Raw genomic sequence first — 20,019 nt, forward strand, 5'->3', positions numbered from 1 at the left:
CAACGCACCCGACAACACGACCGCGACTACCGCATCAACGCCGAACGCACCCGCAACGCAGCCGCTATCGCTCTCGACGGCGACCCGCCGTTCTGACGCGGAAAGCTCTGGCGTCCGCTCACCGCCGCCGCCCGACGATGCTGGGCCAGCGGCGATGTGGTGCTACCGTTGCGCGCGCGGACGAGTTGGCCGGGCGGCCGCGGGCCACGGGGCGACCCGGGGTTCGAGGAAAGTCCGGACTTCACAGAGCAGGGTGATTGCTAACGGCAATCCGGGGCAACCCGCGGGAAAGTGCCACAGAAAACAGACCGCCGCCCGCAAGGGCGGTAAGGGTGAAACGGTGCGGTAAGAGCGCACCAGCATCCCGGGTGACCGGGATGGCTAGGCAAACCCCACCCGAAGCAAGGCCAAGAAGGCCGCAACCTGGTTGCGGTCGCGCGAGCGTTCGAGGGCTGCTCGCCCGAGCTTGCGGGTAGGCCGCTTGAGGCACCCGGCGACGGTGTGTCCAGATGGATGGTCGCCTATCGGTCCTCCGTCAGGAGGCCGGTACAGAATCCGGCTTACAGGCCAGCTCGTCCGCCCGCTACTTCTTGACGGCCTTCTTCAGCGACGCCAACGCCTCGTCGATCCCGGCCTCGGCCTCAAGGGCCACCTCGACCTCCTTCTGGTACAGCACGCCGTAGGTGAAGGTGTCCTCGCCGGCGGCATGCGCGGCGTCGGCCTCGTGCAGCAGATGGGTCCGGCTCACCACGCTGTCCTGGTGGTCGCCGAGCAGGCTCTGGATCGTCTTGGCCTTGGCCTCCACCGCGGTGTCACCGATCGCCGAGGCGGTATAACGAAGTCGCTTGGCACGCTTGCGGATCCGGTGCAGAGACTCGTCGGTGCCATCGTCGGCGGCAGCCTTCGCCGCCTTCTGCACCTTCTTGTAGGCCGCCGCCATGCTCGCCGCGGCCGACTCCGACCCGGACTTCTCGGTGGTCTCCGACGGCGCGGCCACCAACTCGTCGAGACCGTCGAGCAGCCGGAAGTACCGCTCCGAGCGCATCGCCATCAACGACCGGCGCCACCCACCCGCATAGCGAGCCTTGGCACCGTCGACCAGCCGAGCCCGCACCGGACCGCGCACCAACTCCGGGGCCAGCGAGTCCAGTGCCTTCTCGTACTTCTCGGCGAGCACCTCGGCGTCACGGGCCACCCCGAGGATGCCCGCCAGTAGCTTCAGCTCGTCGAGGATCCAGGAATCCTCGGGCAACCCGAACGACTCGTCGGCCAGCAGGCTCCGGATCTTGCGGGTGGTGACGCGCATCTGGTGCACCGAATCCCACGCGTCGGCGCGCACCGCCCGATCCCACACCAACAGCTCGGCGACGTTCTCGGCCACCGCCCGGCGCACCGGATCGGAGGTCTCGACTCCGGCCGTCGACGGCTCACCGGTAGCCAACACGCGCGCCAGCTTCGACCCGTGCCCGGCCGGTACCGCGCCCGCGTCCAACAGCCGGTTGGACAGTCGGTCCAACAGATCGGCGGCTTTGCGCGGCTGGCCGATCAGCTCCAGCTCCCACTCCCGCCAGGTCTGCGGCTCGCTGTCGGGCCGCAACGCCGCCGCGTCGACCTGGTCATCGCAGAACTCGGCCAGCGGCGTGCCGTCGGCGCCGAACAACAGCGACACCGTCCGGTTGGTGGTGATGCGCGCAACGGCCGACAGCGAACGGTCCCGCACGATCGCGGCGACCACATCGCGGATGTCCTCGGGCACCGAGTCTGCCAACGGGGCCCGCACCTCGGTCCGCGCATCCGGCCCGGCGGGCAACTTCACATGCCAGCCCTCGTCGGTGCCCCCGGTGCGGCGGCGCAGGGTGATCTTGTGGGCGGCCAGGTCATGGGACGGTGTGTCGTAGTACACCGCCTCCAGCAGTTGGGTCGGCTGGTGCTGAACCCTGGACACCAGAGCGAGCCCCTCGAACGACGGCGAGACCGTGCTCTCGACGACGTCGAACTTGCGCTCAACCTCGGTGTGGCGCGACGTCTTTGGTTTGTCGGCAGGCATGTTCACCCTTGTTCGATGTGGCACCCGGTGCTTGTTGTGAACAGCGTGCCACATTCGGGCGAACAACCCACCGGGCGCGGGAGCGGGCCGAAACCGGGGCGGGTGGGACGTCTGGCGGTGGCCAGGTAATACGGTGTGCGCCATGACCGCTTTCGAGACGCTGAAGTTCACCAGGGACGGGTCCGTCGTCACCATCGTCCTGGACCGGCCCGACGCCGCCAACGGCATGAACGCGGAGATGACGCGCGACTTGGCCGCCGCCGCCACGCTCTGCGACACCCCGGACACCAAGGTGGTCACCCTGACCGGCGCCGGCCGGTTCTTCTGCGCGGGCGGTGATCTGAAGGCCATGGCCGCCGCCGATGACCCGGGCGTCTTCGTCAAATCCATGGCCAACGACCTGCACCGGGCCATGTCCACCTTCGCCCGGATGGACGCCGTCCTGATCACCGCGGTCAACGGTGTCGCCGCCGGAGCCGGTTTCTCCCTCGGCGTCTCCGGTGATCTGGTGCTGGCCGCCGAATCGGCATCGTTCACGATGGCCTACACCAAGGCCGGGTTGAGCCCGGACGGTGGAGCCAGCTACGTGCTGCCGCGGCTCATCGGCCTGCGCCGCACCCAGGAACTGATGATCACCAACCGGGTGGTCAAGGCCGCCGAGGCGCTGGACTGGGGTCTGGTCACCACCGTCGTTCCCGACGCCGAACTGCCCGACACGTTGGCCGAGCTGGCCGAGCAGATCGCTACGGGCGCCCGTGGTTCCAACTCGGCGGTCAAACAGCTGTTGCTGTCCAGCTACGCGAACGGATACGAGGCACAGCTGGAGAACGAGGCGCGCCATATCGCCACGAACGCCTCCTCCGCCGATGGCAGAGAAGGCGTCGCGGCATTCGTGGGTAAACGGGCGCCTGCCTTCGGCTGAGCCGGAGAACAGGCCGAGGGCTAGTAGGAGTGTTCGTCGGCGGGGAACACCCCGCCGGCGACCTCATCGGCGTACTGCCGAGCCGCACGTCCCAGCTCGGTGCCGATCTCGGCGAACCGCTTCACGAACTTCGCTGTCTTACCCGAGGTGAGCCCGGCCATGTCCTGCCACACCAGCACCTGCGCGTCGCAGTTGGGACCGGCGCCGATGCCGATGGTCGGGATGGTCAGCTTGCCGGTGATCTGGGTGGCGAGCTCGGCGGGGACCATCTCCAGCACCACGGCCACCGCACCGGCCTCGGCCACCGCGATCGCATCGTGGATGGTCTGGTCACCGTTGTCGCCGCGCCCCTGCACCCGGTAACCACCGAGGCCGTTGACGCTCTGCGGGGTGAACCCGATATGGGCGATCACCGGGATGCCCGCCTGGGTCAATGCGGCGATCTGCGCTGCGACCCGCTCGCCGCCCTCCAGCTTCACCGCGTGCGCCCCGGTCTCCTTCATGAACCTGGTCGCGGTCTCCAGCGCCTGGTCGACGCTGCGCTCGTAGCTGCCGAAGGGCAGGTCGGCGACCACCAGCGCGTGCTGGGCGCCGCGAACGACCGCACTGACCAACGGGATCAGTTCGTCGATGGTGACGCGGACGGTGGTGTCGTAGCCGTACACCACGTTGGCAGCGGAATCGCCGACCAGGAGCACCGGGATGCCGGCCTCATCGAAGATCCGGGCGGTGGAGTAGTCGTAGGCGGTCAGCATGGACCACTTGTGGCCTTCGGCCTTCCACTTCTGCAGGTGGTGCGTGCGCACCTTCACGGGGGTATTGCCGGCACCATAAACGGACTGTTCAGACATCTTTGTCCTTCGATGTGGGTTGTCGGGTAGTCCTCGAGGCCCATTCGGGTCCCCGGGTCTTCTGACGCCGACAAGTCTGCCACCTTCGGGCGCATCGGGAGAACAGCGTGGTCGAGTGGATTTGCTCACACCGATCACCGGCAGCCCTACCATCGGCATCATGCAACGACTCAGTGGGCTCGACGCCAGCTTCCTCTATCTGGAGACGGCAGCCCAGCCGTTGCACGTCTGTTCCATCCTCGAGCTGGACACCTCCACGATGCCCGGCGGCTACACCTTCGACCGGTTGCGCGACGAGCTGGCCATGCGGGTCAAGGCGATGCCCGAGTTCCGGGAGAAGCTCGCCGACAGCCGTCTCAACCTCGACCATCCGGTGTGGGTCGATGACCCCGATTTCGACGTGCTGCGCCACCTGCACCGGATCGGACTGCCCGCACCCGGCGGCCGCGCCGAGCTGTCGGAGATCTGCGGTCACATTGCCTCTCTGCCGCTGGACCGCAGCCGTCCGCTGTGGGAGATGTGGGTCATCGAGAACGTCGCGGGCACCGACGCGCACTCCGGCGGGCGGCTGGCACTGTTGACCAAGGTGCACCACGCCGCGGTCGACGGTGTCACCGGCGCCAACCTGATGTCGACGTTGTGCACCACCGAGCCCGACGCCCCGCCGCCGGACCCGGTGGACGGCCCCGGCTCGGCGACCGAGCTGGAGATCGCGATCAATGGTGCATTTCGGTTCGTCACCCGGCCGTTGAAGCTGATGAACGTGCTGCCTTCGACGGTGTCCACCGTCGTCGACACCGCGCGCCGGGCCACCAAGGGGTTGACCATGGCGGCCCCGTTCGCCGCGCCCAAGACCCCGTTCAACGCGAATGTCACCGGACACCGCAACATTTCGTTCGCCGAGTTGGACCTCGCAGATATCAAGACCGTCAAGGACCGCTTCGGGGTGAAGGTCAACGACGTGGTGATGGCCCTGGTCGCCGGGGTCCTGCGCCGGTACCTGCTCGACCGTGACGAGCTGCCGGAGTCCTCGCTGGTGGCCATGATCCCGGTATCGGTGCATGACAAGTCCGATCGGCCCGGCCGTAATCAGGTCTCGGGCATGTTCTCCTCGCTGCACACCAACATCGCCGATCCGGTCGAGCGCCTCAGGGTCATCGCCGAGGCGAATTCGGTGGCCAAGCAACACAGCTCGGCCATCGGGGCCACCCTGCTGCAGGACTGGACGCAGTTCGCGGCCCCGGCGGTGTTCGGCATCGCCATGCGCGTGTACGCCCGCAGCAAGCTCTCGGCCGCCGCGCCGGTGCACAACCTGGTGGTCTCCAATGTGCCGGGACCGCAGGTCCCGCTCTACCTGCTGGGCTGCGAGGTGAACGCGATGTATCCGCTGGGCCCGATCTTCCACGGCTCGGGCCTCAACATCACCGTGATGTCGCTGCGCGGCAAGCTCGACGTCGGCATCGTCTCCTGCCCCGAACTGCTGCCCGACCTGTGGGAGATGGCCGACGATTTCACCGTCGAATTGGGGGACCTGCTCACCGCGGCGCGCGCCTGACCTCGCCCTCACCTGCTGTGATGTCGGCGCATGGCAGCATGGTCAGCCATGAACCTCACGCGCGGGATCCTCGCGGCCTCGATGACACTGCTGCTGGTATCCGGATGCAGCAACGCCGTCGAGGGTCGCGCCGTGCTGTCCGCGCCGCGGCCCGGCACCCCCGTGCAGTGGGCGCCGTGCGAGGCGGGTGCGGGGGAGTCGCAGATCCCCACCGGTGCCGAATGCGGGCTGCTGTCCGTGCCGGTCGACTACGACAAGCCCGATGGTGACGTCGCCCAGATCGCGATGATGCGCATCAAGGCCACCGGCACCAAGATCGGCACCCTGTTCATCAATCCCGGCGGCCCCGGCGAATCCGGCGTCAAGGCGGCCGCCTCGCTGGTGAGCAGCCTGCCCCAGCCGGTGCGGGAACGCTTCGACCTGGTCGGCTTCGACCCGCGCGGGGTGGGCGCCTCCAGGCCGGCGCTGTGGTGCAACTCAGATGAGGACAATGATCGCCAACGTGCGGACCCCACGGTCGAGTACGACGACGAGGGTGTGGCCCATATCGAGGCCGAGACCAAGGCCTTCGTGGACCGCTGCGTGGACAAGATGGGCGAAGAGTTCCTCGCCAACATCGGAACCCAAAGTGTGGCAAAGGATCTCGACGCCATGCGACAGGCTGTCGGTGACGAGAAGCTGACCTACCTCGGGTACTCCTACGGCACCAGGATCGGCGCCACCTACGCCGAGCTGTTCGGTGGAGACAAGGTGCGCGCGATGATCCTCGACGGCGCGGTCGATCCCAACGCCGATCAGCTGGAAGCCGATCTGCGTCAGGCCAAGGCCTTCCAGACCGCATTCGACGACTACGCCGCCGACTGTGCCAAGGATCCGGACTGCCCGCTGGGCACCGATCCGGCCAAGGCCACCGAGGTGTACAAATCGTTGGTCGATCCACTCGTCGACACACCGGCTCGGACCCGCGACCCGCGCGGGCTCGGTTACAGCGATGCGGTGGTCGGCACCATCCTGCCGCTGTACTCGCCGAGCCTGTGGCGCCATCTGACCGATGCGTTGACCGAGCTGCGCGCCGGCCGCGGAGACACCATGCTCGCGCTCTCCGACCTCTACATGGGTCGAGACGCCGACGGCCACTACAACAATTCGACCGACGTGCGGGTCGCCGTCAACTGCGTCGACGAACCCCCCATCACGGATCGCGATGTCGTCATCGAACAGGACCGCAAGTCCCGCGAGGTCGCCCCGTTCCTGAGCTACGGCGAGTTCACCGGTAACGCGCCGATGGGAACCTGCGCGTTCTGGCCGGTGCCGCCCACCTCGGAGCAGCACGAACTGCGGGTGCAGAACATGCCGCCCACCCTGGTGGTGTCGACCACCAACGACCCGGCGACGCCGTACCAGGCCGGCGTCGACCTGGCCCGCCAGCTCGGCGGAACGCTGTTGACCTACGAGGGCACCCAGCACACCGTGGTGTTCCAGGGCGACCGGTGCGTCGACGACATCTCCAGCAAGTACCTTGTCGACCTCCAGGTTCCGCCTCCGGGCACCCGCTGCTGACCGGCGGCCGACAGGTCACGGCTACGTCACCGTCTGATCTCCGCGGCGGTGCGCGGGCGAGCGGGCGCGCCGACCCGTGCGAGCATGGCCCGCATGTGGCTGGCGGGCAGGCTTTTCGCGATGCTGCTGGCCCCACTGTTGCTGGCCGGCGTGCTGGTTGTGCCGGCGCAGGCCGCCGTCTCGTGGGGCGGCTGCGCACAGCTGCTGGGTGACCGGCCGGTCATCGCCACCGCGCAGTGCGGCACCGTCGCCGTCGACGGGGCGCAGCTGGCGGTCATCCGGGTACCCGCATCGGGGGAGCGGATCGGGATATTGATGGTCAATCCCGGCGGTCCTGGCGCCTCGGCGGTGGACACCGTCGCCGATATGGGGACGGCCCTGGCCGACACCGAGATCGGCAGGCGCTTCGATCTCGTAGGCTTCGACCCGCGTGGAATCGGTTATTCCACACCGCAGCTGCGCTGCCGCTCCGACGCCGATATCGACGCCTACCGGCGCGAGCCGATGGTCGATTACAGCCCGACCGGGATCGCGCACACCGAAGAGGTCTACCGCTGGTTCGGTCAACGCTGTCTCGACCAGCTGGGGGCGCCGTTCCTCGCCGGTCTGGGCACCGATACCGCCGCCGACGACATGGACACCGTCCGCGCCGCCCTCGGTGAGGAGCAACTGAGCTACCTCGGCTTCTCCTATGGCACCGCGCTCGGTACCGCCTACGCCGAGCGCTACCCGGATCGGGTGCGCGCCATGGTGCTCGACGGTGCGCTGGACCCGGCGGTGGGGCCGATCGAGCGGAACATCGCCCAGCTCGCCGGTTTCCAGGGTGTCTTCGACGAGTACGCCGCCGACTGCGCCCGCTCGCCGGCCTGCCCGCTGGGCACCGACCCCGCCGCCTTCGTCAGCCGCTACCACGCGCTGATCGACCCGCTGGTCCAGCGGCCGGGCGCCACCTCCGACCCGCGCGGGCTGAGTTACTCCGATGCGATCACCGGCACCGCCAACGCGCTCTACTCGAAGCGGTACTGGCCCTATCTGACCAGCGGTCTGCTGGGGCTGGCCCATGGCACCGATGCCGGCGACCTGCTGATGCTCGCCGACAACTACCTGGGTCGCGATGCGAATGGCCGCTACAGCAGCCAGCAGGATGCCTTCACCGCGATCCGTTGTGCCGATTCCCGCTTCTCGCCGGACCCCGCGGTGTGGGTGGACGCCGACCGACGCACCCGCGCGGCCGCACCCTTCCTGGAGTACGGCAGCTTCACCGGGTACGCGCCGCGCGATATCTGCGCGCTGTGGCCGGTGTCCTCCACCCGCGAGCCGCACCCGGCCGTCTCACCGGGGCCGGGCAAGGTCATCGTCGTGTCCACCACGCGTGATCCGGCGACCCCGTACCAGGCCGGGGTGAACCTGGCCGCGCAGCTGCAGGCGCCGTTGGTGACCTTCGAGGGCAGCCAACACACGGTGGTGTTCAACGGCGACGCCTGCGTCGACACCTCGGTGCTGGCCTTCCTGACCGATCTGACCCCGCCCCCGGCCGGGTTGCGGTGCTGAATCGGCCGATTCGTCGCCACCGGACTCGGCCGCGTAACACAGATTTAACAGCCGGTACCTAGGCTTCGCCTATGGACCGCCAGAAGGAATTCGTGCTGCGCACGCTGGAGGAACGCGATATCCGTTTCGTCCGGTTGTGGTTCACCGACGTGCTCGGCTACCTCAAGTCGGTGGCGATCGCGCCCGCCGAACTCGAGGGCGCCTTCGAGGAGGGCATCGGCTTCGACGGCTCCTCGATCGAGGGCTTCGCCCGGGTGTCGGAGGCCGATATGGTCGCCCGCCCCGATCCGTCCACCTTCCAGGTGCTGCCGTGGTCGGACAGCGCGGGCAGGCATCACTCGGCGCGGATGTTCTGCGATATCACCATGCCCGACGGTTCCCCGTCGTGGGCGGATTCGCGGCACGTGCTGCGCCGCCAGCTCGCCAAGGCCAGCGATCTCGGCTTTTCCTGCTATGTGCACCCGGAGATCGAGTTCTTCCTGCTCAAGCCGGGCAACGACGAAGACCCGCCGGTACCGGCCGACAACGGCGGCTATTTCGATCAGGCCGTGCACGACTCGGCCCCCAACTTCCGCCGCCACGCCATCGACGCCCTCGAGCAGATGGGCATCTCGGTCGAATTCAGCCATCACGAGGGTGCGCCCGGCCAGCAGGAGATCGACCTGCGTTACGCCGATGCGCTTTCCATGGCCGATAACGTGATGACGTTCCGCTATCTGGTCAAAGAGGTCGCCCTCAGCGATGGCGTGCGGGCCTCCTTCATGCCCAAGCCGTTCTCCGAGCATCCCGGTTCGGCGATGCACACCCATATGAGCCTGTTCGAGGGTGACACCAACGCTTTCCACGGCCCCGACGATCCGCTGCAGCTCTCCGATGTCGCGAAGTCGTTCATCGCAGGCATCCTTGAGCACGCCAGCGAGATCAGTGCCGTCACCAACCAGTGGGTGAACTCCTACAAGCGGCTGGTGCACGGCGGCGAGGCACCGACCGCGGCGTCGTGGGGTGCGGCCAACCGCTCGGCGCTGGTGCGGGTGCCGATGTACACCCCGCGCAAGGCGTCGTCGCGGCGCATCGAGGTGCGTAGCCCGGACTCGGCCTGCAACCCGTACCTGACGTACGCGGTGCTGCTGGCCGCCGGCCTGCGTGGTGTCGAGAAGAACTACGTGCTCGGTCCGCAGGCCGAGGACAATGTGTGGAGCCTGACGCCCGAGGAACGGCGCGCCATGGGCTACAAGGAGCTGCCGGGCAGCCTCGGCGTGGCGCTGCAGGAGATGGAGAGCTCCGAGCTGGTGGCGGAAGCCTTGGGGGAGCACGTGTTCGACTACTTCCTGCGCAACAAGCGCACGGAGTGGGAGAACTACCGCAGCACCGTCACCCCGTTCGAGTTGAAGAACTACCTGTCGCTGTAGCTTGGGGGGGTGTCCAAACCCGTCACACAGCGTCCCAAGCTGCCCGGTGTCGGGCGCCTGGGCCTGGTCGAGCTGACCGCCCGGGCGGACCTGGACCGGCTCGGCTGGAACACCGACGACCATGTCGAGTTGTTGTGGTCGCTCTCGCGCGCGCCCGATGCCGATGCCGCGCTGCGCACGATGGTGCGTCTCGCCGACGCCCTTGAGAGCGACTGGGACGAGCTGAACGCCGCGCTGCTGAAGGACAAGTCGCTGCGCGGGCGGTTGTTCGCGGTGCTCGGCGGTTCGCTCGCCCTCGGTGATCACCTCGTCGCGCGCCCGCAGTCCTGGCGGCTGTTGGCGGGCGCGGTGCGGCTGCCGGACCGGGATGCGTTGGCCGAGCAGTTCGTCGCCGCCGCGCACGAGGTCACCGACACCCGACTGGCCAGCCTGCCGCTGCAGACGCTCTACCGTGACCGGCTGATGGTGCTGGCCGGTCTGGACCTGGCCCCGACCGTCGAGAACGAGCCGGTGCTGCAGTTCAGCACGGTCGGCGAGCACCTGTCCGATCTCGCCGACGCCGCGCTGGCCGCGGCGCTGGTGATCGCCGTCAGGACCGTGTGCGACGACCCCGGGAAGGCGCCGGTCATCTCGGTCATCGCGATGGGCAAATGCGGTGCGCGCGAACTGAACTACGTCAGCGACGTGGACGTCATCTTCGTCGCGGAGAATGCCGACGCGATCACCACCCGGGTCGCCGGTGAGATGATGCGGTTCGCCGGGGACACCTTCTTCGAGGTCGACGCGGCGCTGCGTCCGGAGGGCAAACAGGGCCAGCTGGTGCGGACCCTGGAATCACATGTCGCCTACTACGAACGGTGGGCCAAGACCTGGGAATTCCAGGCGTTGCTCAAGGCGCGTCCGGCCGCCGGGGACCCCGAGCTGGGCGCGCGCTATATCGAGGCGCTGATGCCGATGGTCTGGACCGCCTGCGAGCGTGAGGATTTCGTCCCCGATGTGCAGGCCATGCGTCGCCGCGTCGTCGAGCTGGTACCGGCCGGCGTGCGTGATCGTGAACTCAAACTGGGCACCGGCGGCCTGCGCGATGTCGAATTCGCGGTGCAGCTGCTGCAACTGGTGCACGGCCGCACCGATGACACGCTGCACGTCGCGTCCACCGTCGATGCGCTGGCCGCACTGGGTAGCGGTGGGTACGTCGGCCGCGACGATGCCGCCAATCTGACGGCCTCCTATGAGTTCCTGCGGTTGCTCGAGCATCGGCTGCAGTTGCAGCGCCTCAAGCGCACGCACATGTTGCCCGAGCCCGATGACGAGGAGGCGCTGCGCTGGCTGGCGCGCGCGGCTCATGTCCGGCCCGACGGCCGGCATGACGCCCTCGGCGTGCTGCGCAACGAGCTCAAACGGCAGAGTCACCGCGTGTCGCGGTTGCACGCCAAGCTGTTCTATCAGCCGCTGCTGGAGTCGGTCGGCAAGCCCGGCATCCAAGACGTGATGTCCACCGAGTCGGCCGAACGACAGCTGGCCGCACTGGGTTACGAGGGTCCGAGCAGTGCGTTGACCCACCTTGCCGCGCTGACCGGTGAGGGCGGCCGCCGCGGGCGGGTGCAGCAGGTGTTGTTGCCCACGCTGCTGGACTGGTTGTCCGACACCCCCGACCCCGACGCGGGGCTGTTGGCCTACCGGCGCATCAGCGAGGAACTCGGTGACCTGCGCTGGTATCTGTCCACGCTGCGTGACGAGGGGGCGGTCGCCAAACGCCTGATGCGGGTGCTGGGCACCTCGGCGTATGTCCCTGATCTGTTGATGCGCGCCCCGGAGGTGATCCAGCTCTACGCCGACGGGCCGTCGGGTCCCAAACTCCTTGATGCCGACCCCGATACGGTCGGTCGGGCGCTGGTCGCCTCGGCCGCACGACATCAGGATCCGGCCCGCGCGATCGCCGCGGCGCGCACCCTGCGCCGTCGTGAGCTGGCGCGGGTCGCCTCGGCTGATCTGTTGGGCATGCTCGAGGTCACCGATGTGTGCCGGGCGCTGACCTCCATCTGGGTGGCGGTGCTGCAAGCCGCGCTGGATGTGGTGATCCGGGACAAGACCCCCGCCGCGGGAGCGCCCGCGCGCATCGCGGTGATCGGGATGGGTCGCCTCGGTGGCGGCGAACTCGGGTACGGCTCCGATGCCGATGTCATGTTCGTCTGCGAGCCCGACAACGGCGCCGAGGAGTCGGTCGCGGTCAAGTGGTCGGTGACGATCGCCGAACAGGTGCGCGCCCTGCTCGGAACCCCCAGTGCCGACCCACCGTTGGAGGTCGACACCGGTCTGCGGCCGGAGGGCCGCAACGGTCCGCTGGTGCGCACGCTGGCCTCCTACGAGGCGTACTACTCCCAGTGGGCGCAGCCGTGGGAGATCCAGGCGCTGTTGCGGGCGCACCGGGTGGCCGGTGACCTGGAGTTGGGGGAGCGGTTCCTTCATCTCGTCGACAAGACCCGATATCCGGCGGGCGGGGTGTCGGCCGAGGCGGTCCAGGAGATCCGCCGGGTCAAGGCACGCGTGGATGCCGAGCGGTTGCCGCGCGGTGCCGATCCCAACACCCACACCAAGTTGGGCCGTGGTGGATTGGCCGATATCGAATGGACCGTCCAGCTGCTGCAGCTGCGCTACGCCCACGAGATACCGGCGCTGCACAACACCTCGACATTGGCGACGCTGGATGCCATCGGCGCTGCGGAGTTGCTCGCCGAGGGTGATATCGCGCAACTGCGGGAGGCGTGGCTGACGGCCACCCGGGCCCGTAACGCGCTGGTGTTGGTGCGCGGCAAGGCGACCGATCAGTTGCCTGGCCCGGGCCGGCAACTGAACGCGGTGGCGGCGGCGGCGGGATGGCCCGGTGGCGACGGCGGCGAGTTCCTCGACAACTACCTGCGCGTCACCCGACGTGCGAAAAACGTGGTGCGCAACGTGTTCGGAGCCTGAGATGCAGCCCTTCCCCGAGATCACCGCCGCCGAGCATGACCGTCAGCGGGCCCTCTACGGTCCGCTCACGGCGGCGATCCGTCGGCTCGTCGCCGCCGGCATCCGCACCGGTGCCGACGCCGAGACCGTGCACGCCGCGCAATCGGCCATCGAGGCGGCGGCCGAGGCGCTGGAGGGCAGGCAACACGATGCGCCGCGCACCATGCGCCATGCCGAGACGGGGCGACCGGTCACCTGGGCCGACCCGGCGATCGGTCTTCGCAATGCCATTGCACCGCCGCTGCACATCGAGCACGGTGACGACGGCCGGTGCTGGTCGGAGTTCAGCCTCGGGTCGCCGTATGAGGGCCCGCCGGGGCGGGTGCACGGCGGGATCTGTGCGCTGGTGCTCGATCACATCCTGGGAGAGGTGGCCAGCGAAGGTCTGGTGAAACCGAGGTTCACCGGGACCCTGACACTGCGATACCGACGCGGCACACCGCTGGGCCGGCTGCGGGCGGAGGCCTGGGTGGAACGCATCGACGGCGTGAAAGCCTTTGCCCGCGGCCACATTTTGGATGACGAGGGGCCCACGGTGGAAGCCGAGGGCATCTTCGTCATGCCGGCCTGGGCGCGCCCGGCGGTCTAGCTCGCGACCCTGCCGCGCTTTTTGCCGACGACGCTGTCCAGCGCGATGGCGCCGCCGCCGATGAACACCAGCAGCAGGAATGCAAAGCAGTACAGGACGGTGACCTCGCCGCCGTTGTCGATCGGCCACAGTGCCGTGGGCTGGTGGGCGGTGAAGTAGGCGTAGGCCATTTCGCCGGAGGCGATGAAGGCCGCGATCCGGGTGAAGAGTCCGGTCAGGATCAGCAGGCCGAGGACGAGCTCGATCACACCGGCATACCAGTAGGGCCAGGTGCCCACGGGCACGGTGCCGCTCTCCATGGCGGTGGGGAAGCCGAAGAGCTTCTGGGTGCCGTGCACGGTGAACAGCAGTCCGAACACGATTCGGAATGCCGACAGTGCCAGCGGGGTGAACGAGGCGAGCTTGGAGTCCAGACCTGTAGATGACATGGACCCGATAATAGGACCGTGGTCCGTTTTGGATCTAGTCCGCCGGCGTGCGACTTCTCACTCGGTCGAGGGAATAAGCGCCGCCCCCGGTGAACACGAACAGCAGGAAGACGAAACAGAACAGGATGGCGTCCAGGCCGCCGTTACCGCCGTATTCGGGGCTGACGATCGGCCACAGCGCCAGCGGCTGGTGCTGCCAGAAGTAGGCCACCGCCATCGATCCCGACGCGATGAACGCCGCGGCGCGGGTGAACAGACCGGCCATGATCAGCACACCGGCGATCAGCTCGATCAGCCCGGCGTACCAGACCGGCCACGACCAGACCGGCATCTCCATCGCGATGGGCCACCCGAAGATCTTCGAGGTGCCGAACAGGGTGAACAGGAACCCGAAGACGACCCGGACCAGACTCAGCACCGCCGGGGCCGCCGAATTGAGACGATCGGACAGATTGATCATGTCGTCCGACCCTACCCACCGGCGGCGAGGATCTGCGTGAGCCGCTTCTTCTTCAGGTTCTGCTGGATCACCCAGGACACGTCCGGATCGGTGTCGTCCAGGGACGAAAACACCGGCAAACCGGACTCCGGTGCCGCGGCCACCGCGACACTCCAGCAGTAGCCCAGGGTCTGACGCAGGGTGCGCAGCGCTTGGTCCCGGCGCGCGTCGGCGGGCCACCTCGCCACGACGGCTGTTGCGACGGTGCAGGTGTCGATGGCACACGCCGCCGCGGGCTCGGTGCCCAGCAGCCTTGGCTCGCAGATCGCGGCCACCGCGGCGCGCACCACCAGTGGGTCCCTGTCGCGGGCCCACCGCGTGACCAGCTTCTGCACGGTGCCGATATCGCTGTCCGCCAACAACTGCAGGCCGAGGACCACCCCCTCGCGGACCCGCCAGCGCGGATCGGAGGCCGCGGTGTGCGCCCGCGCCCGAGCGGCGGTGTCGGTCGCGCGGGTGCCGAGGGCGACGGCCCCGCACATGGCGCGGTACTCGTCGGCGCTGTCGACGACGCGGTCGATATCCCCCTGATCGGCCAGCGCGCCGAACGCCAGCGCCAGCTCGGTGTTGGCGCGGGGGCCGGGCAGCCCGGAATGCTCGTCCAGATAGCGTGGCCAGCTGGTCCGCGGGAGGGCGTGGAGTTCGGCGGTCCAGTGCGTCCGCGGAGTCATGGACCAGAGCTTAGGGGTACCGGGGAACTTCCCCGCGAAAGCAGAAGTGCCCCAGGTCATAGGACCTGGGGCACTTCTGTCGACTGCCCTGCTTCAGACGGCTGGTCAGACGCCGCAGAATTTAGACGCAGCAGAAATTAGACGTCGTAGTACAGGCTGAACTCGTACGGGTGAGGACGGATCTGGATCGGCATGATCTCGTTCTCCCGCTTGTAGGAGATCCAGGTCTCGATCAGATCCTCGGTGAACACGCCACCCTCGGTGAGGTACTCGTGGTCCTCTTCCAGGCGGTCGATCACCGCGGCCAGCGAGGTCGGGGCCTGCGGGATGTTGGCGGCCTCGTCCGGGGGCAGCTCGTAGAGATCCTTGTCGACCGGTGCCAGTGGCTCGATCTTCTTCTTGATGCCGTCGATACCGGCCATCAGCATGGCGGCGAACGCCAGGTACGGGTTACCCGAGCTGTCCGGGCAACGGAACTCAAGACGCTTGGCCTTGGGGTTGTTGCCGGTGATCGGGATACGGACACAGGCCGAGCGGTTGCGCTGGCTGTAGACCAGGTTGATCGGGGCCTCGTAGCCCGGCACCAGACGCTTGTAGGAGTTCACCGTCGGGTTGGTGAACGCCAGCAGCGACGGCGCGTGGTGCAGGATGCCGCCGATGTAGTGGCGCGCGATATCCGACAGGCCGGCATAACCGGACTCGTCGTGGAACAACGGCTTGCCGTCCTTCCACAGCGACTGGTGGGCGTGCATACCCGAACCGTTGTCACCGAAGAGAGGCTTGGGCATGAAGGTGACGGTCTTGCCGTTCTGCCACGCGGTGTTCTTGATGATGTACTTGAACAGCAGCACATCGTCGGCTGCGGCCAGCAGCGTGTCGAACTTGTAGTTGATCTCGGCCTGGCCCGCGGTGCCCACCTCGTGGTGACCGCGCTCGAGCACGAAGCCGGCGTTGGTCAGGTTGGTGGCCATCTCATCGCGCAGATCCACGTAGTGGTCGTACGGCGCGACGGGGAAGTAGCCGCCCTTGGGGCGCACCTTGTAGCCGCGGTTGGGGGAGCCGTCGGCCTCGTAGGGCTCGCCGCTGTTCCACCAGCCGGACTCGGAGTCCACCTCGTAGAAGGTGCCGTTCATCTTCGAGTCGAAGCTCACCGAGTCGAAGATGTAGAACTCGGCCTCGGCACCGAAGTAACAGGTATCGGCGATACCGGTGCTGACGAGGTAGTTCTCCGCCTTGCGGGCGACGTTGCGTGGGTCGCGCGAGTAGGCCTCACGGGTGAAGGGATCGTGCACGAAGAAGCTCAGGTTCAGCGTCTTGGCTGCCCGGAACGGATCGATGCGCGCGGTGTTGGGGTCGGGCAGCAGCATCATGTCCGACTCGTGGATCGACTGGAAGCCGCGCACCGACGAGCCGTCGAAGGCCAGTCCGTCCTCGAAGACGCTCTCGTCGAACGCCGAGGCCGGGATAGAGAAGTGCTGGACGACACCGGGCAGATCGCAGAACCGAATGTCGACGTATTCGACGTTCTCGTCCTTGATCAGCTTGAAGATGTCATCGGAGGTCTTTTCTGCCACTACGAATTCTCCTTTTCTGGTGACCCGCGCGTTGACGCTATGGACACCATGTTGCACGGTCATCAACCGTATGTTGCGTAGACGTTACGCAATGGCCCGTCGGGGCCCGGAACCTATGCTTGGGGCATGGCCCGTGAGATCTCATCCTGGTTGTCCGGACCGGAGCCCTTCGATTCGGCCGCAGGCGCCCCCGGGCAGGACCGCGGCGACTATCCCGGGCACCGGCTGGGATTACCGCAGCACGGATCGGGCTCGATAGCCGGTTTCGGCAGGCGCGCGGCCGCACTGCTGATCGACTGGCTGATCGCCTACGGTCTCACCGCACTGGGCATGTCCTTCGGGCTGGTCTCGCTGACGATGATGTCCACGGTGGTCCTGCTGGTGTGGTTCGTCCTGGGTGCGGTGTCGGTGCGCCTTTTCGGTTTCACCCCTGGTCAGCTCGCGCTCGGCCTGATGGTGGTGTCGGTGGACAACCGTCAGCACGTGGGACTGGGCCGGGCGGCGGTGCGCGGCCTGCTGGCCGCACTGGTGATCCCGGCCCTGTTCACCGACTCCGACCAGCGCAGCCTGCACGATCTGGCCACCAAGACCGCCGTCGTCCGGCGGTAGGCCCCGACTTCGGTTGACTCTGCGCACAGGGCGCGAAAGGTCGAGTGGCGCGCACCTTCACCGCAGAGTCAGCGACTAACTTTCGTGGCGGACCTGACCGTTCATCATCGTCATCGTCACCTCTGCGGCATGGATGTCGTGCGGGTCGATATCGAAGATGTTGCGGTCCAGCACGATCAGGTCGGCCAGCTTGCCGACCTCCACCGAGCCCACCTTGTCCTCCAGCCGGATCTGATACGCCGCACCGAGGGTGTTGGCGTGTACGGCCTGCTCGACGGTCAGCTTCTGGTCGGCCGGGGCGAGGACCTCGGCATCCGGCTTGCCCACGAGTTGACGGGTGACGCCGATCTGGATGGAGTCCAACGGCTTGTAGGTGGAGAAGTAGCCCGCCGCGGGCCAGTCGGTGCCCAGCGAGATGCGCCCGCCTGAACCGAGCACCGCCTGCGGCCGGTAGAGCAGATCCTTGCGCGGTGCGCCATAGCGGGCACCCATGTTCTCGATGGTGTCGGGATCGGCCGACATCCAGTTCGCCGAGAACTGCGCGGTGACGCCCAACTGGGCGAAACGCGGCGCGTCGGAGTCCTCGACGTAGACCAGGTGCGCGATGGTGTGGCGCCGGTCCCGCGGCGGGTTGGCCGCGATGGCGCGTTCCACGGCGTCCAGACCCACCCGCGCCGTGCGTTCACCGCAGGCGTGGATGTGTACGTCGTAGCCCGCCGCGTCGACATCGTTGACCAGCCGATGCCACTGCTCCTCGGTGAACGGGGAGGCACCGGTGGAGTCGGGTTTGTCGGCGTAGGGCTCGATGAGCCAGGCGGTGTACCCGCCCTGGGTGCCGTCGCCGACGATCTTGACCACACCGACGGTCACCAGCTCGCTGGAGACCGCATCGCGCACCGCGGTGAACTTCTCGACGGTGCCCTCGATCGGGGCGCCCCGCACCGAGTACGAGGCCGCCACCCGGATCGGCAGTTCGTTGCGTTGCTCGATATCGGTGTAGATCCGCAGGATCGCGGCCTGATCGTCACCGATGGGCGGCACCCCGGCATCGAAGACCGACGTGATACCGGCCGCCGAGGCCTTGGGCAGCCAGCCCTGTACGAGGGTGGCCATGGTGTCCGGGGAGATCGGTTCGACGGCGTCGACGAGGCCGAGCACCGCGTTGACCTCGAGGACATACCCGGTCGGCTCACCGTTCTCGTCGCGCGCGTAGTAGCTGAAGCCCGGGATCGGGTCCGGGGTGTCGCGGCTGACGCCGGCCAGCTCCAGGGCCTTGCTGTTGGCCCACAGGCTGTGCCCGTCGATGGCGAAGAAGAAGCCGGGCCGGTCGGGTAGCACCCGGTCCAGATCGGCGCGGGTGGGTCCCTGCGGGCCGAACATGTCGACACGCCAACCGAATCCACGCACCGGGCCGGTCGGATTGGCCTTGGCATAGGCGGCGATGGCATCCAGGGCCTCGGCCAGCGTGGGCACCTGCAGGTCGACACCGGAGGTCAGGAATGCGCCGAGGAACGGATGGGTGTGCCCCTCGACGAAACCGGGCATCAGCAGCTTGCCGCCCAGGTCGATCACCGTGGTGTCCGGGCCGGCGAGTGCCATCGCGCCGGCGTCGTCGCCGACGTAGCTGATGGTGTTCCCGGTGACCGCGACCGCCTGGGCCCACGGCGCCGGGCCTGCCACGGTGTAGACCCGTCCGTTGCGGAAAACGGTGGTCGCCGAGCCACCCGGTCCGGGGCTGGGATCAGCGCCAGGGGTGGGCGCCGGCGAGGAATCCGGGGCGCAGGCGGCGAGCGTGCCCACGGCGGCGGTCGCTGCGACGATGGTTGCCGCGCGCAACACGGTGCGCCGGTCGGTCAGTGCGGAGAAGTGCGGTGCCCATTCACATGCGGTGCACATGCACCCGCCCGGCTGTCATGGGTGTATCTAAGCAACCGGGGTGTACCGGTGGCGGCAACTCGCCGAAAATGGCGGCCGCGCCCTATTGCCCTACTTGCGGCGGACGGTGCGCCCGACGCCGCGCATCTTGGCCTGGTTGGGCAGCGGGCCCTTGGGCATGGCGGCCGGACCGATCTTGGAGCCCAGTGCCACCAACTTCGATTCGAGCGAATCCATCTGCTTGGTCGTGATGTTGGCGGGCAGTTTGCCGAGGTGACGCTCCAACTTGGCCAGCGGCACCTCGCCCTCGCCGTTGCCCACCACGATGTCGTAGATCGGAACGTCGCCGACCAGCCGTGCGGTCTTCTTCTTCTCTTGCGCCAGAAGCGGTTTCACTCGGCTGGCCGAACCCTCGCCGACCAGGATGACACCCGGGCGGCCGATCACCCGGTGCACGGCGTCGAAGTGCCCGGTCGCCGCGACGCCGGGGGTGACGCGCCAGCGGCCACGAAGGTTGTCCAGCGCCCAGGCGGCCGCGCCGGTCTGTCCCTCGGCCTTGCGGTACACCGATTTCTGGGCGCGGCGGCCGAAGATGATGAAGGCCACCAGCGCACCGAGGATGATGCCCAGCGGGATCATCATGTACAAGGTGAAACCGCCGGCCAGCACGCCGAGCGCGATCGAGACACCCACGATCAGCACGAACGCGCCGATCATGTACGGCAGCAGCCGGGTGTCCTCTTTGCGTTGGATCTGGAAGGCCTGCCACAGCTGGCTGCGGCGCTGCTTGGACGCAGCCTTACGGGCGGCCTTCGCCTCGGCCTTGGCGGCCTTGGTCTGGGCGGGATTACGCGATTTCGCCATTCGACA

The 20,019-nt window shown here is 67.9% G+C and carries 16 protein-coding genes and 1 other RNA gene; 9 read left to right on the forward strand and 8 right to left on the reverse strand.

Translation table 11 applies throughout. The features are described 5' to 3' along the window. Positions 1–181 precede the first annotated feature (181 nt). An RNA gene (gene rnpB, locus G154_RS25435) (RNase P RNA component class A) lies at positions 182–579 on the forward strand. Between the two features lie 4 nt (positions 580–583). On the opposite strand, the gene G154_RS03005 is transcribed toward rnpB, so the two are convergent. Next, positions 584–2,047 (reverse strand): CYTH and CHAD domain-containing protein, encoded by a 1,464-nt coding sequence (locus G154_RS03005; protein ID WP_019512383.1) that lies wholly within the window; start codon positions 2,045–2,047, stop codon positions 584–586. Positions 2,048–2,189: 142 nt separating this feature from the next. On the opposite strand from G154_RS03005, the gene G154_RS03010 reads away from it, so the two are divergent. Further along, positions 2,190–2,969 (forward strand): enoyl-CoA hydratase/isomerase family protein, encoded by a 780-nt coding sequence (locus tag G154_RS03010; RefSeq protein WP_019512384.1) that lies wholly within the window; start codon positions 2,190–2,192, stop codon positions 2,967–2,969. Between the two features lie 20 nt (positions 2,970–2,989). Here the strand turns inward: G154_RS03010 and panB are convergent, their stop codons facing one another. Further along, positions 2,990–3,820 carry a 3-methyl-2-oxobutanoate hydroxymethyltransferase gene (gene panB, locus G154_RS03015; protein ID WP_019512385.1) on the reverse strand — a complete coding sequence of 277 codons (831 nt, stop codon included), beginning with the start codon at positions 3,818–3,820 and terminating at the stop codon, positions 2,990–2,992. Between the two features lie 160 nt (positions 3,821–3,980). Between panB and G154_RS03020 the strand changes: the two genes are divergently transcribed. From G154_RS03020 to G154_RS03045, 6 genes are all read left to right on the forward strand, one after another. Further along, positions 3,981–5,375, forward strand: coding sequence for a wax ester/triacylglycerol synthase family O-acyltransferase (locus tag G154_RS03020; RefSeq protein ID WP_023985986.1), 1,395 nt, complete (start codon positions 3,981–3,983; stop codon positions 5,373–5,375). Positions 5,376–5,423: 48 nt separating this feature from the next. Then, complete coding sequence (locus G154_RS03025) at positions 5,424–6,935, forward strand: alpha/beta hydrolase (protein WP_019512387.1); 1,512 nt, start codon at positions 5,424–5,426, stop codon at positions 6,933–6,935. A gap of 93 nt (positions 6,936–7,028) precedes the next feature. Beyond that, a complete protein-coding gene (locus tag G154_RS03030) occupies positions 7,029–8,486 on the forward strand; it encodes an alpha/beta hydrolase (RefSeq protein ID WP_019512388.1) in 1,458 nt (485 codons plus the stop codon). Positions 8,487–8,557: 71 nt separating this feature from the next. Next, entirely contained in the window at positions 8,558–9,895 is a 1,338-nt protein-coding gene (locus tag G154_RS03035; protein ID WP_019512389.1) for a glutamine synthetase family protein, read from the forward strand. Between the two features lie 9 nt (positions 9,896–9,904). Then, positions 9,905–12,865, forward strand: a complete 2,961-nt coding sequence (locus G154_RS03040) for a bifunctional [glutamine synthetase] adenylyltransferase/[glutamine synthetase]-adenylyl-L-tyrosine phosphorylase (protein WP_019512390.1) — start codon at positions 9,905–9,907, stop codon at positions 12,863–12,865. Position 12,866: 1 nt separating this feature from the next. After that, on the forward strand, positions 12,867–13,493 hold the full coding sequence (locus G154_RS03045; protein WP_019512391.1) for a PaaI family thioesterase: 627 nt from the start codon (positions 12,867–12,869) through the stop codon (positions 13,491–13,493). On the opposite strand, the gene G154_RS03050 is transcribed toward G154_RS03045, so the two are convergent. From G154_RS03050 to glnA, 4 genes are all read right to left on the reverse strand, one after another. Next, positions 13,490–13,921 carry a DoxX family protein gene (locus G154_RS03050; RefSeq protein WP_019512392.1) on the reverse strand — a complete coding sequence of 144 codons (432 nt, stop codon included), beginning with the start codon at positions 13,919–13,921 and terminating at the stop codon, positions 13,490–13,492. The two genes, G154_RS03045 and G154_RS03050, sit on opposite strands and share 4 nt — an antisense overlap. Positions 13,922–13,955: 34 nt before the next feature. After that, entirely contained in the window at positions 13,956–14,381 is a 426-nt protein-coding gene (locus G154_RS03055) for a DoxX family protein (RefSeq protein WP_019512393.1), read from the reverse strand. Positions 14,382–14,392: 11 nt separating this feature from the next. After that, on the reverse strand, positions 14,393–15,091 hold the full coding sequence (locus G154_RS03060; protein ID WP_019512394.1) for a hypothetical protein: 699 nt from the start codon (positions 15,089–15,091) through the stop codon (positions 14,393–14,395). Between the two features lie 137 nt (positions 15,092–15,228). Further along, on the reverse strand, positions 15,229–16,665 hold the full coding sequence (gene glnA / locus G154_RS03065) for a type I glutamate--ammonia ligase (protein WP_019512395.1): 1,437 nt from the start codon (positions 16,663–16,665) through the stop codon (positions 15,229–15,231). A gap of 126 nt (positions 16,666–16,791) precedes the next feature. On the opposite strand from glnA, the gene G154_RS03070 reads away from it, so the two are divergent. Then, positions 16,792–17,274, forward strand: coding sequence for an RDD family protein (locus G154_RS03070; RefSeq protein ID WP_019512396.1), 483 nt, complete (start codon positions 16,792–16,794; stop codon positions 17,272–17,274). A gap of 75 nt (positions 17,275–17,349) precedes the next feature. On the opposite strand, the gene G154_RS03075 is transcribed toward G154_RS03070, so the two are convergent. Both G154_RS03075 and G154_RS03080 read right to left on the reverse strand, forming a co-directional pair. Next, positions 17,350–19,170 carry an amidohydrolase gene (locus G154_RS03075; protein WP_019512397.1) on the reverse strand — a complete coding sequence of 607 codons (1,821 nt, stop codon included), beginning with the start codon at positions 19,168–19,170 and terminating at the stop codon, positions 17,350–17,352. A 90-nt stretch (positions 19,171–19,260) separates the two neighbouring features. Next, positions 19,261–20,013 carry a DUF4191 domain-containing protein gene (locus G154_RS03080; protein ID WP_019512398.1) on the reverse strand — a complete coding sequence of 251 codons (753 nt, stop codon included), beginning with the start codon at positions 20,011–20,013 and terminating at the stop codon, positions 19,261–19,263. Between the last annotated feature and the right edge of the window lie 6 nt (positions 20,014–20,019).

This window comes from Mycobacterium sp. VKM Ac-1816D, from assembly GCF_000416385.1.
Classification (GTDB): domain Bacteria; phylum Actinomycetota; class Actinomycetes; order Mycobacteriales; family Mycobacteriaceae; genus Mycobacterium; species Mycobacterium neoaurum_A.

What these genes read in the sequence shown, in the direction of transcription:
- G154_RS03005 (WP_019512383.1), bottom strand. Translation starts at nt 2,047, where the DNA reads ATGCCTGCCGACAAACCAAAGACGTCGCGCCACACCGAGGTTGAGCGC.
- G154_RS03010 (WP_019512384.1), top strand. Translation starts at nt 2,190, where the DNA reads ATGACCGCTTTCGAGACGCTGAAGTTCACCAGGGACGGGTCCGTCGTC.
- panB (WP_019512385.1), bottom strand. Translation starts at nt 3,820, where the DNA reads ATGTCTGAACAGTCCGTTTATGGTGCCGGCAATACCCCCGTGAAGGTG.
- G154_RS03020 (WP_023985986.1), top strand. Translation starts at nt 3,981, where the DNA reads ATGCAACGACTCAGTGGGCTCGACGCCAGCTTCCTCTATCTGGAGACG.
- G154_RS03025 (WP_019512387.1), top strand. Translation starts at nt 5,424, where the DNA reads ATGAACCTCACGCGCGGGATCCTCGCGGCCTCGATGACACTGCTGCTG.
- G154_RS03030 (WP_019512388.1), top strand. Translation starts at nt 7,029, where the DNA reads ATGTGGCTGGCGGGCAGGCTTTTCGCGATGCTGCTGGCCCCACTGTTG.
- G154_RS03035 (WP_019512389.1), top strand. Translation starts at nt 8,558, where the DNA reads ATGGACCGCCAGAAGGAATTCGTGCTGCGCACGCTGGAGGAACGCGAT.
- G154_RS03045 (WP_019512391.1), top strand. Translation starts at nt 12,867, where the DNA reads ATGCAGCCCTTCCCCGAGATCACCGCCGCCGAGCATGACCGTCAGCGG.
- G154_RS03050 (WP_019512392.1), bottom strand. Translation starts at nt 13,921, where the DNA reads ATGTCATCTACAGGTCTGGACTCCAAGCTCGCCTCGTTCACCCCGCTG.
- G154_RS03055 (WP_019512393.1), bottom strand. Translation starts at nt 14,381, where the DNA reads ATGATCAATCTGTCCGATCGTCTCAATTCGGCGGCCCCGGCGGTGCTG.
- G154_RS03060 (WP_019512394.1), bottom strand. Translation starts at nt 15,091, where the DNA reads ATGACTCCGCGGACGCACTGGACCGCCGAACTCCACGCCCTCCCGCGG.
- G154_RS03070 (WP_019512396.1), top strand. Translation starts at nt 16,792, where the DNA reads ATGGCCCGTGAGATCTCATCCTGGTTGTCCGGACCGGAGCCCTTCGAT.
- G154_RS03075 (WP_019512397.1), bottom strand. Translation starts at nt 19,170, where the DNA reads ATGTGCACCGCATGTGAATGGGCACCGCACTTCTCCGCACTGACCGAC.
- G154_RS03080 (WP_019512398.1), bottom strand. Translation starts at nt 20,013, where the DNA reads ATGGCGAAATCGCGTAATCCCGCCCAGACCAAGGCCGCCAAGGCCGAG.